Source organism: Rhizorhabdus histidinilytica, from assembly GCF_900167915.1.
GTDB classification, from domain to species: Bacteria; Pseudomonadota; Alphaproteobacteria; order Sphingomonadales; family Sphingomonadaceae; genus Rhizorhabdus; species Rhizorhabdus histidinilytica.
Genome location: NZ_FUYM01000001.1, coordinates 146,200 through 159,637, shown reverse-complemented (window position 1 = coordinate 159,637; position 13,438 = coordinate 146,200). Strand labels below are relative to the sequence as shown.

Annotated in this window: 10 protein-coding genes; 3 read left to right on the top strand and 7 right to left on the bottom strand. The window is 69.3% G+C overall.

Annotation, left to right across the window (positions count from 1 at the left end):
• Window positions 1-5: 5 nt before the first annotated feature.
• Window positions 6-977, bottom strand: coding sequence for a DnaJ C-terminal domain-containing protein (locus tag B5X82_RS00745; protein WP_176152453.1), 972 nt, complete (start codon window positions 975-977; stop codon window positions 6-8).
• 167 nt (window positions 978-1,144) lie between these two features.
• Between B5X82_RS00745 and B5X82_RS00740 the strand changes: the two genes are divergently transcribed.
• Both B5X82_RS00740 and B5X82_RS00735 read left to right on the top strand, forming a co-directional pair.
• The gene (locus B5X82_RS00740; protein WP_079646134.1) at window positions 1,145-2,263 is read left to right on the top strand and encodes a zinc-binding metallopeptidase family protein; all 1,119 of its coding nucleotides are present in this window, start codon (window positions 1,145-1,147) and stop codon (window positions 2,261-2,263) included.
• Entirely contained in the window at window positions 2,251-3,756 is a 1,506-nt protein-coding gene (locus B5X82_RS00735; RefSeq protein WP_079646133.1) for an ABC1 kinase family protein, read from the top strand. Before B5X82_RS00740 ends, B5X82_RS00735 begins: the two co-directional genes overlap by 13 nt.
• Before the next feature lie 16 nt (window positions 3,757-3,772).
• Here the strand turns inward: B5X82_RS00735 and B5X82_RS00730 are convergent, their stop codons facing one another.
• Window positions 3,773-3,943 carry a DUF465 domain-containing protein gene (locus B5X82_RS00730; RefSeq protein ID WP_079646132.1) on the bottom strand — a complete coding sequence of 57 codons (171 nt, stop codon included), beginning with the start codon at window positions 3,941-3,943 and terminating at the stop codon, window positions 3,773-3,775.
• A 183-nt stretch (window positions 3,944-4,126) separates the two neighbouring features.
• Window positions 4,127-5,521, bottom strand: coding sequence for an alginate export family protein (locus tag B5X82_RS00725; RefSeq protein ID WP_079646131.1), 1,395 nt, complete (start codon window positions 5,519-5,521; stop codon window positions 4,127-4,129).
• Window positions 5,522-5,583: 62 nt separating this feature from the next.
• Here B5X82_RS00725 and B5X82_RS00720 point away from each other — a divergent pair, with 62 nt between their 5' ends.
• Window positions 5,584-5,805, top strand: coding sequence for a hypothetical protein (locus B5X82_RS00720; RefSeq protein WP_079646130.1), 222 nt, complete (start codon window positions 5,584-5,586; stop codon window positions 5,803-5,805).
• A 117-nt stretch (window positions 5,806-5,922) separates the two neighbouring features.
• Here the strand turns inward: B5X82_RS00720 and B5X82_RS00715 are convergent, their stop codons facing one another.
• The 4 genes from B5X82_RS00715 to B5X82_RS00700 all read right to left on the bottom strand — a co-directional run bounded on the left by B5X82_RS00715 (window position 5,923) and on the right by B5X82_RS00700 (window position 13,438).
• Entirely contained in the window at window positions 5,923-6,801 is an 879-nt protein-coding gene (locus B5X82_RS00715) for a transglutaminase family protein (RefSeq protein WP_079646129.1), read from the bottom strand.
• 11 nt (window positions 6,802-6,812) lie between these two features.
• The gene (locus B5X82_RS00710) at window positions 6,813-9,347 is read right to left on the bottom strand and encodes a circularly permuted type 2 ATP-grasp protein (protein ID WP_079646128.1); all 2,535 of its coding nucleotides are present in this window, start codon (window positions 9,345-9,347) and stop codon (window positions 6,813-6,815) included.
• A 7-nt stretch (window positions 9,348-9,354) separates the two neighbouring features.
• Window positions 9,355-12,663, bottom strand: coding sequence for a transglutaminase family protein (locus B5X82_RS00705; RefSeq protein ID WP_079646678.1), 3,309 nt, complete (start codon window positions 12,661-12,663; stop codon window positions 9,355-9,357).
• 163 nt (window positions 12,664-12,826) lie between these two features.
• Window positions 12,827-13,438 carry a LysE family translocator gene (locus tag B5X82_RS00700; protein ID WP_079646127.1) on the bottom strand — a complete coding sequence of 204 codons (612 nt, stop codon included), beginning with the start codon at window positions 13,436-13,438 and terminating at the stop codon, window positions 12,827-12,829.

Sequence of the window (13,438 nt, the reverse complement as noted above, 5' to 3'; positions counted from 1 at the left end):
TCCGATCAAACGCCCAGATTGGCGCGCGGGTTGCGCTGCCCCTTGCCCGGCCATGTCTCGATGAACGCCTCGAGATCGGCATCGCCGGCCGGGATGTCGATCATCACGGTGACGAGCTGGTCGCCGCGCGACCCGTCCTTGCGATGGAAACCCTTGCCCTTGAGCCGTAGCGTCTTGCCCGAGCTGGTGCCCTTGGGGATCGCCAGCATCACCGCGCCGTCGACGGTCGGCACCTTCACCTTGGCGCCCATCACAGCCTCGTCGATCGCGACCGGAAGGTCGAGCCGGACGTCGTCCTCGTCGCGGCGGAAGAAGCGGTGCGGACGGACATCTACGGTGATGATCGCGTCACCCTTGCCGCCGGGGCCTTCCTCGCCCTGCCCGGCCAGCCGCATCTGCGTCCCCGATTCGACCCCGTTGGGCAGCTTGACGTCGATCGTCTTGCCGTTCGCCAGGGTGATACGCTGCGGTTTCAGCGCCGCGGCCTCCTCGAACGGCACGGCCAGTCGATAGGAGACGTCCGCGCCCTTCATGGGGCGGCTGCCGCCCTGGGTCCCGAAACCGCCGAAGCCGCGCCGGCCCGCGCCGGGACCGCCGCCGCCTCGCGAGCGACCGAAAATACCCTCGAAGATGTCGCCGAAGTCGGAAGCGTCGCCGAACTCGAAGCTTGCGCCGCCGGGGCCCGCGCCGGGATGGAAGCCGCCCCCGCCCCCGCCGCCGCCGCCGCGTCCGCCGAAACCGAAGGGTCCGCGCGGATTGCCCTGCTCGTCGATCTCCCCGCGATCATATTGAGCGCGCTTGTCTCGATCGGATAGCAGGTCATAGGCGGCCGTCACCTCGGCGAAGCGCTCGGCGGCCTTCGGATTGTCCTGGTTGCGGTCGGGGTGCAGCTCCTTGGCGAGCTTGCGATAGGCCTTCTTGATCTCGGCCTCGTCCGCCCCACGCTTCACACCCAGCTTCGAATAGAGATCCGCCATCGTCGTCGTCGTCATCCTGCCGTCGCACCTGTTGCAAAAATGCAACATGGGAGATGTGTATCGGCTTGCCGTTCCGCAAGTGAAAATTTGGCGGCTTCAGCGGCAACCCGCCGGAGCCGACCCGCGTTCTGGGACCTAAATCGACGAACTACAAGCGAGTTGCCGCCATGGCGCCCTATCCCTGCCCCAACTGCAAGCGCCTGTTGCATTTCGAGGCGCGCATCTGCCCCGCCTGCGCCTTCACCCTGGGCTATGATCCGGCGTCGGACGGGTTTCTCTTCCTCGGCGACGGCGCCACCACCTGGCGCGACATCGACGGGCAGCCGCACGATGTCGTGGTCTGCGCGAACAACGACGCGCACGGCGTGTGCAACTGGCTCGTGGGCACGGGCGAGAACACGCCCTATTGCCGCGCCTGTCGCCATAACCGGACGATCCCCGACTTGTCGGTGCCATCGGTGCCGCCACGCTGGGCGAAGATCGAGGCGGCCAAGCGGCGGATGTTCCATACGCTGATCAGGCTAGGCCTGCCGCTGGAAACCAAGGCAGAGGAACGCGATAAGATCCAAGGGCTTGCCTTTGATTTCTTATATGATCCCTCAGCCGAGGAACAAGGCAACGCCCAGGTCACCACCGGCCATGACGGCGGCGTGGTGACGCTCAACCTGATCGAAGCCGACGATGCCGAGCGCGAGCGGATGCGCCGCGCGATGGGGGAGCCCTACCGCACCCTGCTGGGCCATTTCCGGCATGAGGTCGGCCATCATTACTGGGCGCGGCTCGTCGCGACCGATCCGGCCGAACTGGCAGCGTTCCGCGATCTCTTCGGCGACGAGACGGTGGACTATGCCCAGGCACTGCAGGCGCATTACGGCGCTGGAGGCGACAAGGTCTGGACCGACGACTATGTCAGCTTCTACGCGACCGCCCACCCATGGGAGGATTTCGCAGAGACCTTCGCCCATTATCTCCACATGGTCGACACGCTGGCGACGATCGGCGGCTTCGACATGCGGATGGCGCCTTTCCCGGGCCCCGAAGGCCACCCCGGCGCGGCGGTCGGCTTCGACCCCTACACGGCGCCGACCGAACGGCTCGCCGCGCAGATGGTGCCGTGGAGTTTCGCGCTGAACACGGTCAACCGCAGCATGGGGCAGCCGGATCTCTATCCCTTTCGTCTGTCGCCTGCGATCACCGCCAAGATCGACTATGTGAACCGCCTCGTCGCCAAGGCAGCGGGACGGGCGGAAGCGGGCGCCGTGCCGGAGCATGCATGCTCGGCATGATAAGGGTCGCCGCCCGCGACCGGGGGCGGCTTGCCGAGATCGTGGGGGTCGTTTCGCGCTTTGGGCTGCAGCTGCTGCTGAGACGGATGGGCCTGTCGCTGGGCGACGGCGGAACCGATGGCGATGATCTTCCCCGCCGTGCCCGCCGCGCGATGGAGGAACTGGGGCCGACGTTCGTCAAGCTCGGCCAGATCCTCGCGACGCGCGGCGACCTGTTGCCGCCGGCCTGGATCGCCGAGTTCGAGCAGCTTCACAGCCGGGCGCCGACCCTTCCCTTCGACCGGCTCCGCCCCGCCGTCGAAACGGCGCTTGGCGAGCCGCCCGAGACGGCCTTTGCCAGCTTCGACACCGCACCGCTCGCCGCCGCCTCGATCGCGCAGGTCCATCGCGCCACCTTGCGCGACGGCCGGGCGGTGGCGGTCAAGATCCGCCGGCCCGACATCCGCGCGCGGATGGAGGCCGACTTGCGCCTGCTCACCCATTTCGCCGGGATGATCGAGGGTGCGAGTCCGGAGGCGCGACGCTGGGCTCCGGCCGCACTGGTCCGCCGCCTTGCCGAAGCGGTGCTCGAGGAACTGGACTTCACCCATGAAGGCCGGAACGCCGATCGCCTGCGCGAGGATTTTGCCAGCCATCCCGACGTGGTGATCCCCGATATCCATTGGGAGCTCACATCGGAAACCCTGCTGGTGATGGATTTCGTCGCCGGCGTACCGCCCCGCGACGCGGCGAGCCTGATCGCGCAGGGGATCGATCCCGCCGCGATCGCCGATCTCGGCGCGGACATGGTCCTCGACATGATCCTGGTGAACGGGCGCTTCCACGCCGATCCGCATCCCGGCAACCTCCTCTGCCTGCCCGGCAACCGCATTGCCCTGCTCGACCTGGGGATGATCGGTCATGTTTCCCCTCTCCGACGGGAGGAATTCATCGACTTCGTCCGCGCGATCGCCGGCGCGGACGCCGCGAGCCTCGCTGCTATCCTGCGGCGTTGGTCGGTCGTGGACGACATTCCGGCTGCCGCCTTCCGCCGCGCCGCCGATCGGCTGGTCGAACGCCATGGCGGCACGCGCATCGTGCTGAAGACGATGATCGCCGATTTCTTCGCACTGATGCGGGAGGAGCGGCTGGTGCTGCCCCCCGACCTGGTGCTGATCTTCAAGGCGCTGGTGACGATCGACGGCGTCCTGTCGGCGATCGCACCCGATTATGACCTATCGGCTGCGATCGCGCGCGCCGGCAGCCGGATCGCGCTCGCCCGGCTCGATCCCGATCGCTGGACCCGGACCTTGCGCGAATTGCTGTGGGAGTTCGGCCGCGCCGGGGAAGACGCGCCGCGGCTGCTGCGCGGAGCGATGCGCCGGCTGGGCAACGAGCCCGAACCGGCGCGGCCGGCCGATCCGTCAGCGGCGCTCGCGGCGGCGGGCGGCCGGATCGCGATCGCGTTGTTCTTGGGCCTCGCCCTGATCGCCGGCGCGATCCTGTTCGGCTGACGCGCCGGCCGATCGATCAGGCGAACGCCCCGCGCATATTGCCCGCCAGCCGGTCCTTGACCATCAGCCGAAGCTTCTTGAGCCTCAGCAGGCGGATGCTGTCCGGAAAGCGGCGCTTCAGCTCGCGGCGTATCTCGGTGTCCAGCTTGTGGTGGATCACGGACAGGCGGTACATCATGGCAGTCATGTCAGGCATTCCCTTCGATGGTTGCATCGATCGGATATGCCGGTGAGGTAGGATGATCGAACCTGCACCGGCTTACCCGATGCGGTCCGACATCACGCTTCCGAAGAAGCGCCAGAGGGGCCCGGCCCGCACCATCGAGATAGGATGCTCCGCCGCCGGAACAAGGCGGGAAACAAAAAGAAATCAGAAGCTGGCGGTCAGGTTGAACGATCCATAGCGAGTCCAGCGCTTGCGCGTCGCATTGGGGGCATCCCGCAGGAAGCGCCCCTTGGCGAGCAGCACCCCGTCGAATTCGAAGCGCAGCCTTTTCGGCACCAGCCAGTAGCGCAGTCGCCCTTCGATCTGATGGCCGGCGAAGTCGCCCGACCGGCCCGTCGCATCGCGCACGCCGCTGGTGGAGAAAGCATCCTCGTCGGCCGCGAGCCACATCGGCCGATAGGCGATGAAACCGTCGAGCCGGCCGCTTGGCGTGGCTTCGATACGGATGCCCGGCGTCACGATGTTGGCACGCGCGACGGCACCGTAGATCCCCGAAGGCGCCAGGTCGGCGCGCCGCATGCCGAACAGCGTATCGAAGCGGCCATAGCGGCCGCCCGCCCGATCCCCGCTCGCCCGATCGAACTCGATCGACAGCCGCGGCTTCCAGGCGGTGCGGAAGCTGTAGCCGATGTCGGCATGGACGAAGCTGGCGCGCACCGACTGCCGGCCGGCGCCGGCGGCGAGCGAACGGCTGATCGAGCCGCGCTGCGCGAGGACCTCGACTTCATAGTCGAGGCGTCCCGCCGCCGGCTCGGCGATGATCCGCCCGCCGAAGGTATCGAGCGACCGGTCCCGCGTCGCGAGGCGCGGGGAGTCCCGTTCACCGAAATGGAAGAAGCTGAGCTCGAGCATCGCGCGGCCGATCATGTCGTCGCGGCTGACCAGGCCGCCCCACAGTACCGCGTCGAAGCTCTCGCGATCGAGCTTCGGCCGGTTGTCGCGCAGGGCCTCCGCATCGTCGGGCCGCCGCATCTGCGGTAATGTATAGATGAATGTCGCGTTGACGCCGCCGCGCGCGGTCAGGTCGGCGCGCAGCCCCGTATAGCTGTTGGTGGTGTTGCGATAATCGTCGGCGGCGACGATCCGGCGCGACCCGAGGTTCAGCGTCATGCGTCCCGCCGTCAGCGACAGCCGGCTTCCCGCCCCCAGCGCTCCGTCGATGTCCCCCGCGACATAGGCCTGGACCGGCTCCAGCGTGTTGACCTCACCGGTCGACAGCGGCGTCCCCCGATCGGCGCCATAGGCACGGCTGTCGAACAGCTCCGCGCCGAAGCGCACCGCGCCGGTACGATATTCGGCGTGGATGCGGGTGCGCAGGGTGAACAGCGTGTCCCGGCTGTCGAATCCCGCCCGCGCCTGCCCGTCGATCGCCTCGTAGCGCGCGCGCACCTCGCCGCCGATCGCCAGCCCATCGGCCGCCAGCGCAGGCGCGGCCGCGGCCAATGCGGGGACGGAGAGGAACAGGGCGATCCGGGGCGGTGTCATCATAATCGCGGCGCTAGAGAAAAGTCGCGCCCGGCGCCAGTGGCAGCGTTGCACTTGTTAACATCGGTTCAACCCGGACGCTGGTAGAAGAAGCGACGGACAGGAAGGATCGGGCCGTGGAGGAACAGGCGATACAATGGGGCGCGATCGCCGTTTTCGGCGCGATCGTGCTCGGCTCGCTGCTGCTCAACCTCGGCCTGCGCTGGCACCAGCGACAGCGCCGCCGCCGCGCGCGCGGCTTCCGCAACATGAAATCCATGGCCCAGAAGCAGCGCGAGCGCGCGCGGCGACCCGACTGGCGGCAGGCTCCATCCGGTTCCCAGCGCGGCTGGCGCTGAACGGTCTGCCAGGTTCCTCCATCCCGTTCGTGTCGAGCGAAGTCGAGACGATCGTGCGAAGCAGGATCGTGGCCGAGTGCGAACGTCCCTCGACTTCGCTCGGGACGAACGGAAGATTTACCCCACCGGCTCCACGTCGACCGCGACGTCGATCTTCTGCCCTTCCTGGCCGGTGAACACCCCGTCGATCGGCGCGACGTCGGCATAATCGCGGCCCATGGCGGTGACGATATGGTCGCTGCCCACCAGGCAGGCGTTGGTCGGGTCGAAGCCCAGCCAGCCGCGTTCCGCCCCGCACCAGATCACCACCCAGGCATGGGTCGCGTCGGCGCCGACCAGGCGCGGCTGGCCGGGTGGCGGGATGGTGCGCAGATAGCCCGAGACATAGGCCGCCGGCACGCCCACGCCGCGCAGGCCCGCGATCATGATCTGCGCGAAGTCCTGGCAGACCCCGTGCCGCTTCTCGAACGCCTCGGCCGGGCTGGTGTCGACCGTCGTGGCGCTGCCGTCATAGATGAAGCGGTCATGGATGCGGGTGGCGAGCGCCAGCCCCGCCTCTACGATGCCGCGATCGGGGTCGAGCAGCTCGGACGACCAGGCGGTGATCGCCGCGCTCAGCGGGATCGTCGGCGAGGGATAGATGAAGTTGGCCGGGCTCTCCGCGCCGATGTCGAGCGTCGCACGCGCCGCGGCGGCGACCTCGGCCACGGTCGGGTCGCCGGGCAGCGGCATTGGTACCGGCCGATCCACCCGGATGCGGAAACGGCTCTCGATCTCCAGCTCGCGCGCCGGCTTCTCCACCACCATGCGGGTGACGTGGCCGAGATAGCCGGTCGGCCCCGTACCGGTGACACGCGCGCCCGGCGACAGATGGAGCCGGAACTTCTCCAGCCGCTGCCCCGCCCAGTCGACCGGCCGGAGGCGCAGGTTGCAGCGCGCGAAGGCGACCGGATAGGCGTAGCGGAACAGGGTTCGGTGGCGGACCTGGTAGAGCATCGCGCGTCCGCTCAGGCCAGCGTCATGCCGGACATGCGCAATCCCTCGCTGCCCTGCAGGAAGAAGCGCGTGCTGATCGCGTTGGACAGTTCGGAGACCATATTCTCCAGCCCCAGCATCGTCGCGGCGTCGAGTGTCTCGGCGGTCGCGGTGCGGAGCGTCGCCTCGATCCGGTAGAAGATCATCTCATGGGCTTCGGCCATGCCGTCGTCGTGCAGGGCCGGCAGCTCGGCGAGGTGGCGGGCGATCCGCTCGACCTGGAAGGCGATCGAGCGCGGGTTATAGGGGTCGAGCGCGACGAGGTCGCGAACCGGTTCGAGTGCCAGCCCGGCGAGATAGCGCGCGCGATAGCTGATCTGGCTGTCGAACAGGTCGAGCAGGGTGGTGAGGTCGTCGGCCGATGCGTCGGCGCCGCCGAAGATGCGGACCTGGCGGCACCCCCACAACGCCCGTTCGATCCGCCGCCCCATGTCGTGGAAGCGCCAGCCGGCGGTGCGCCCCATATTCTCCGCCGACAGCCCGGCGAGCGCTGAGAAGCGCTCCTGCAGGTCGACCGCGCGGGCCAGCGTCGCCTCCGCATCGTCTGACGCTGCCGTCGGCAACGGCGCGTCGACGAGGCGCCAGACGTCGCCCGACAGGCGGTCGCGCGTTCCGCTGGCAATGGCGCGGGCATGGCGCATCAACGTCGCGATGCTCGCCGGCCCGTCACCGTCAAGCGCGAGCAGCGCCAGCTCGCGCAGGTCGTGGGTCTCGCCGGCGCCATCCTCCTCCGGTTCCTCGCCTTCCTCGGCCGCCGGCCGTTCGGCGATCGCGGCGCCTGAAGCGATCAGCATCGTACCGAGCCGGTCGAGCGTCAGCGGGAACAGCGCCGCGCCGCCGTCGGCGACGATCGAGCCGCCCAGCGTTGCGCGGACCAGCCGCAGGGTCGCCTCGCCCCGTTCCAGATAGCGGCCGAGCCAGTAGAGATTGTCCGCCGCGCGGCTGGGCAGCGTGCCCGGATTGCGGCGGATCGGCACCTTCTGCGGCAGCAGCGAGACCGGATCGACCGTCTTCTTGCCGACCACGCAGACGTCGGCGGAGAAGGCGCCCTCGCCCATCACCGTGGCGCGCGCGTCGGAATCGTCGCCGATACGGGCGAAGCCGCCCGGCATCACCGTCCACTTGCCCTCGCCGTCGCGCGCCGCGAACACGCGCACCGTGAAGGGGCGCGGCACGAGCTGCCCGTCGAGCACGGCCGGCGTGGTCGACAGATGGACATCCTCCAGCGCGGCATAGTCGGTCGGCCGGTTGCGCATGTCGGCGAGCAGCACCTCGCGCTGGGCGCGGCTCAGTATCCCGGCGAGCACCGGGCGACCGCGCGGCAGGCCGAGCGGCGCCTCGCTGAACGCCGGCGCGATCAGCAGCTCGTCGAGCCGCGCCTCGACCTGAGCGCGCGGGCCGTCCTGCCCGCACCACCAGGTCGCGATGTTGGGAAGGATCAGATGCTCGCCCAGCAGCCGCTGCGCCAGCATCGGCAGGAAGGCACCCATCGCGGTCGATTCGACCGCGCCCGCGCCCGGCGCATTGGCGATCACCGCCTGCCCCGCCGCCATCGCATCCATCAGGCCCGGAACGCCGATCGCCGAACCGGCGTCGAAGGCAAGCGGGTCCAGATAGCGCGAATCGATCCGGCGCCACAGCGCGTCGACCCGCTTCAATCCTTCGATCGTGCGGACGAACAGCCCGTCCTCGGTCACTGAAAGATCGCTGCCCTCGACCAGCAGCAGGCCGAGATAGCGGGCGAGATGCGCCTGCTCGGCATAGCTCTGGTTGTAGCGGCCCGGCGTCAGCAGGCCGATGCGCGGATCGGACCGGCGGCAGACCGCCGACAGCCCCTCTCGGAAAGCCGAAAAAAAGGGCGCGAGCCGCTCGACATGGAGCCGGGTCTGGAGCGCGCCCATCAATCGCGTCGACGCCAGCCGGTTCTCCAGCGCATAGCCAGCGCCGACCGGGGCGCGGACATGATCGTCGAGCACGCGCCATTCGCCGCTCGGATCGCGGCCGATGTCGGCGGCGTAGATGTGGAGATGATGGCCGCCCGGCGGCTTCACCCCGACCTGCGACCGCCAGAAGGCGCGGCTGCCGGTAACGAGCGCGGCGGGCACCGCGCCGCTGGCGACGACCGTCTGCTCGCCGAAGATGTCGTCCAGCAGCCGTTCGAGCAGCTCGGCGCGCTGCGCGATCCCCGCGGCGATGATCGCCCAGTCGTCCTCGCCGATCAGCAGCGGCACCGCCGAGACCGGCCAGGGCCGCTCGCCGTCTTCGCCGGGCAGGCGGAAGGCGGTGCCCAGTTCCTGCACCTGCCGCGCCATGCGTTGCTGGAGCAGGTCGAGCCGGCCTTCGCTCAGCCGCCCGATCCCCTCGAACAGCGCATGCCACCATTTGGCGCCGCGGCCGACGTCGCCCCGCAGCGCGTCGGCCATCCCCGCCTTGGCGATATAGCTCTGGAGCCAGCCTTCGCCGAGGCTCGGCAGGCCCGGCAGCTCGGCCATCATGTCGCCCTGCATGGCCGTCCTACCAGCCCGGCGGGACGCGCAGGTCGAGCGTCATCGGAAACTCGCTCGCCCGTTCCGGCATCGGGATCGTCATCGGGCCCGGCGTGTGGCCATGGTCCTGGAACCGCGCCCGCCGCCGCGCCTCGGCCTCCAGATCGTTGACCGGCACGGTGTCATAGTTGCGGCCTCCCGGATGCGCGACATGATAGACGCACCCGCCTAGCGAACGTTCGTTCCACTTGTCGAGCACGTCGATGGTGAGCGGTGCATCGGCATCGAGCAGCGGGTGGAGGCAGTTGGCCGGCTTCCACGCCTTGTAGCGCACCCCGCCGACCGCCTCGCCCGGCACCCCGGTCGGCGTCATCGGCACCGCGCGGCCGTTGACGGCGACGACGTGGCGGCCCGGCACCAGCCCGGTCGCGCGGAGCTGGAGCCGCTCGGTCGAGCTGTCGACATAGCGGACGGTGCCGCCGATCGCCCCGGTCTCTCCCAGCACATGCCAGGGCTCCAGCGCATGCGCGACCTCCAGCGTCACGCCGCCGGCGGAGACGGTGCCGTGGACCGGGAAGCGGAACTGGCGCTGCGCCTCGAACCAGGCAGGATCGAAGGCGTAGCCGGCATGGCGAAGATCGCCGAGCACCTCCAGGAAATCGGCCCAGACGAAATGCGGCAGCAGGAAGCGGTCGTGCAGCGCCGTGCCCCAACGGACCAGTCCGCCCTTCAGCGGCTCACGCCAGAACCAGGCGGTGAGCGCACGGAGCAGCAATTGCTGGGCGAGGCTCATCTTCGGCTCGGGCGGCATCTCGAAGCCGCGGAACTCGAGCAGGCCGAGCCGCCCGGTCGGTCCGTCGGGTGAGAACATCTTGTCTATACAAATCTCGGTGCGGTGGGTGTTGCCCGTCACGTCGACCAGCAGGTTGCGGAACAGCCGGTCGACCACCCAGGGCGGCGGAGCGTCGCCTTCGCCCGGCGCCGGCACCTGCGCCAGCGCGATCTCCAGCTCGTAGAGGCCGTCGTGGCGCGCCTCGTCGATACGCGGCGCCTGGCTGGTCGGGCCGATGAACAGGCCCGAGAAGAGATAGCTGAGCGACGGATGCCGCTGCCAGTAGAGCAGGAAGCTCTTGAGGAGGTCGGGCCGGCGGATGAAGGGCGAGTCGTTCACCGACCGGCCGCCGAGCACGATATGGTTGCCGCCGCCGGTACCGATGGCGCGGCCGTCGACCATGAATTTGTCGGCGGTCAGCCCGGTCTCGCGCGCCAGCTCGTAGAGGCCGGTCGTGATCTCGACCGTCTCGCGCCAGCTGGCCGCCGGCTGGACGTTGACCTCGATGACGCCGGGGTCGGGCGTCACCTTGAGCAGGTTGAGGCGCGGATCGGGCGGCGGCGCATAGCCCTCGACCCGCACCGGGATGCGGGTGCGCGCTGCGGTCGCCTCGATCTCGGCGATCAGCTCCAGATAGTCTTCGAGCCGCTCGGTCGGCGGCAGGAAGATCGCGAGATAACCGTCCTTCGCCTCGGCCGTGATCGCGGTGCGGACGGCGCCCTCGATCGGCACCTGTTCCTGCCGTTCCTGCGCGGCGGGGCCGGCGGCGGGCGCGACCGCCTCGACCCGCTGGCGGTAGAAGTCGGGCATCGGCTCGCGCGGCTCGGTGGTGTCGCGCGGGTGGAGATAGGGATAGTCGGCGGCCGGCACATGCGGCAGCGATCCGAGCGGCAGGCGATAGCCGAGCGCGCTGTCGCCGGGCACCGCGAACAGCTTGCCGCGCCGGAGGCTCCAGCGTTCCGACCGCCAGCGCCCCGGCGTCGCCGCCTGGCGCGCATTCCAGCGCTGGATCGGCAGGACATAGCCGACCGGGCTGCCCAGCCCCCGCTCGAACGCCCTGACCATGCGGGCACGCGCCTCGGGATCGTCGATCCTGGGGTCGGTGGGGTCGACATTGGCGGGAAGCTGCGCCTCCTTCACCGACCAGTCGATCGGGTCCTCATAGGCCGGCGCGACCATCGCCGCGCCGACGCCCAGCCCCTCGGCCATGGCGGAGAGGAAGGCCTCGGCCTGTTCCGGCCCGACCGCAGCGCCGCCTCCCTCTCCCGCGATCAGCGAGGCGTCGTTCCACACCGGCACGCCGTCGGTGCGCCAATAGACCGAATAGCCCCAGCGCGGCAGGCTCTCCCCGGGATACCATTTGCCCTGGCCGTGGTGGAGCAGGCCACCGGGGGCGAAGCGGGCGCGCAGCTTGCGGATCAGCCGGTCGGCATAGCCGGCCTTGGTCGGGCCGACCGCGTCGCCGTTCCATTCGGGCGCCTCCGGGTCGTCGAGCGCGACGAAGGTCGGTTCCCCGCCTGTCGTCAGCCGCACGTCCTGCGCGAGCAGATCGGCGTCGACCGCCTCGCCGAGCGCGTCGAGCGCCTCCCAGCGGGCATCGGTGAACGGCTTGGTGATGCGCACTGCCTCGGCGATGCGCTGCACGTCCATGTCGAAATGGAAGTCGACATGGGCGGGTTCGAGCAGTGCGCCCTCGATCGGGGTCGCCGACCGGTAGTGCGGGGTCGCGGCGAGCGGGATGTGCCCCTCCCCCGCGAACATGCCCGAGGTCGCGTCCATCCCGATCCAGCCGGCACCGGGCACATAGACCTCCGCCCAGGCGTGAAGGTCGCAGACGTCGGCGGCGACCCCCTTGGGGCCCTCGATCGGCACGATGTCGGGGGTGAGCTGGATCGAGTAGCCCGATACGAAGCGCGCGGCGAAGCCCAGGCGCCGGGCGGCCTGCACCAGCAGCCAGGCCGAATCGCGGCAGCTTCCGGTGCCGGCCGCCAGCGTCTCCTCGGGCGTCTGCACGCCCGGCTCCATGCGGATGACATAGTTGACCCGCTGGTGGATCGCGACGTTGAGGTCGACGAGGAAGTCGATCGTGCGGGCGCGAAGGTCGGCGAAGGGCGCTACGAACGCATCGAACAGCGGCCCCTGCGGCTCGACCTCGAAATAGGCGGCAAGGTCGGCGGCGATCGCGGGCGCATAGGCGAAAGGCCGCTGCTCGGCATAGTCCTCGACGAAGAAGTCGAACGGATTGACCACCACCAGATCGGCGATCAGGTCGACCGTGATCGAGAATTCATCGGTCCGCTCGGGAAACACCAGCCGCGCCAGCCAGTTGCCATGCGGATCCTGCTGCCAGTTGATGAAATGGTTTTCCGGGCTGATCCGCAGCGAATAGTTGTTCACCGCCGTCCGGCTGTGCGGCGCCGGCCGCAGGCGGATGAGCTGGGGGCCCAGCGGGACCGGATGGTCGTAGCGGTAGATCGTCTGATGATGCAGCGCCGCCTGAATCATGGACGCAAGGATCAGCACATCGCGTTGTGCGGTGCAATGAAGAGTTGGAACTTTCGTCAATCCGACGGAGGCCGGAAGCTCAGGAGGCAGGGAGAGAAGGTCGCGGCAGGAGCCGCCCGAGATCCCGGCTTCCCCCGGGATGACGGGCCGGCGTGAGGGAAAGTCAGGTCCGCTCGACCAGCTCGATCAGTCCGGGCACCAGCGATGCGACGAGCAGCAGCGCCATGCCGATGTTGAAAGCACGCAGCGCGCCGGGGCGCGTCAAAAGCTGGCGGACGACGGTTCCGCCACCCGCCCACAGCATGATGCACGGCAGGCCCGCGAGCGCCAGGATCGCCGCGGCGATCGGCACGTCGACGATGATGTGGTCGGGACGCGTGAAGCTGGTGGCGATACCCAGGCACATCGCCCAGGCCTTGGGGTTCACCCACTGGAACGCCGCCGCCTCCAGGATGCCGAGCGGCCGGGTCCGCGCCGTGGTCGATCCGACGCCGACCGACGTGGCGATCCGCCAGCTCAGATAGAGCAGATAGGCGGCCGAGGCGATGTGCAGCACCGTGTAGAGCCACGGCGCCCGCGCGATCACGCCCGCCAACCCGATTCCGAGCAGCAGCATCATCACGACGCAGCCGAGGCTGATCCCGGCCATGTGCGGAATGGTCCGCCCGAAGCCGAAGGTCGCGCCCGACGCCAGCAGCATCATATTGTTCGGCCCCGGCGTCACCGAGGAAACGACGCAGAAGGTCACGAGCGCGATGATGATGTCCGGGCTCAT

Bases quoted from the DNA above. Each gene is read 5' to 3' on its own strand.
- B5X82_RS00745 (WP_176152453.1), bottom strand. From the start codon at position 977: ATGGCGGATCTCTATTCGAAGCTGGGTGTGAAGCGTGGGGCGGACGAG.
- B5X82_RS00735 (WP_079646133.1), top strand. From the start codon at position 2,251: ATGCTCGGCATGATAAGGGTCGCCGCCCGCGACCGGGGGCGGCTTGCC.
- B5X82_RS00700 (WP_079646127.1), bottom strand. From the start codon at position 13,438: ATGAGCCCGGACATCATCATCGCGCTCGTGACCTTCTGCGTCGTTTCC.
- B5X82_RS00710 (WP_079646128.1), bottom strand. From the start codon at position 9,347: ATGCAGGGCGACATGATGGCCGAGCTGCCGGGCCTGCCGAGCCTCGGC.
- B5X82_RS00740 (WP_079646134.1), top strand. From the start codon at position 1,145: ATGGCGCCCTATCCCTGCCCCAACTGCAAGCGCCTGTTGCATTTCGAG.
- B5X82_RS00730 (WP_079646132.1), bottom strand. From the start codon at position 3,943: ATGACTGCCATGATGTACCGCCTGTCCGTGATCCACCACAAGCTGGAC.
- B5X82_RS00705 (WP_079646678.1), bottom strand. From the start codon at position 12,663: ATGATTCAGGCGGCGCTGCATCATCAGACGATCTACCGCTACGACCAT.
- B5X82_RS00715 (WP_079646129.1), bottom strand. From the start codon at position 6,801: ATGCTCTACCAGGTCCGCCACCGAACCCTGTTCCGCTACGCCTATCCG.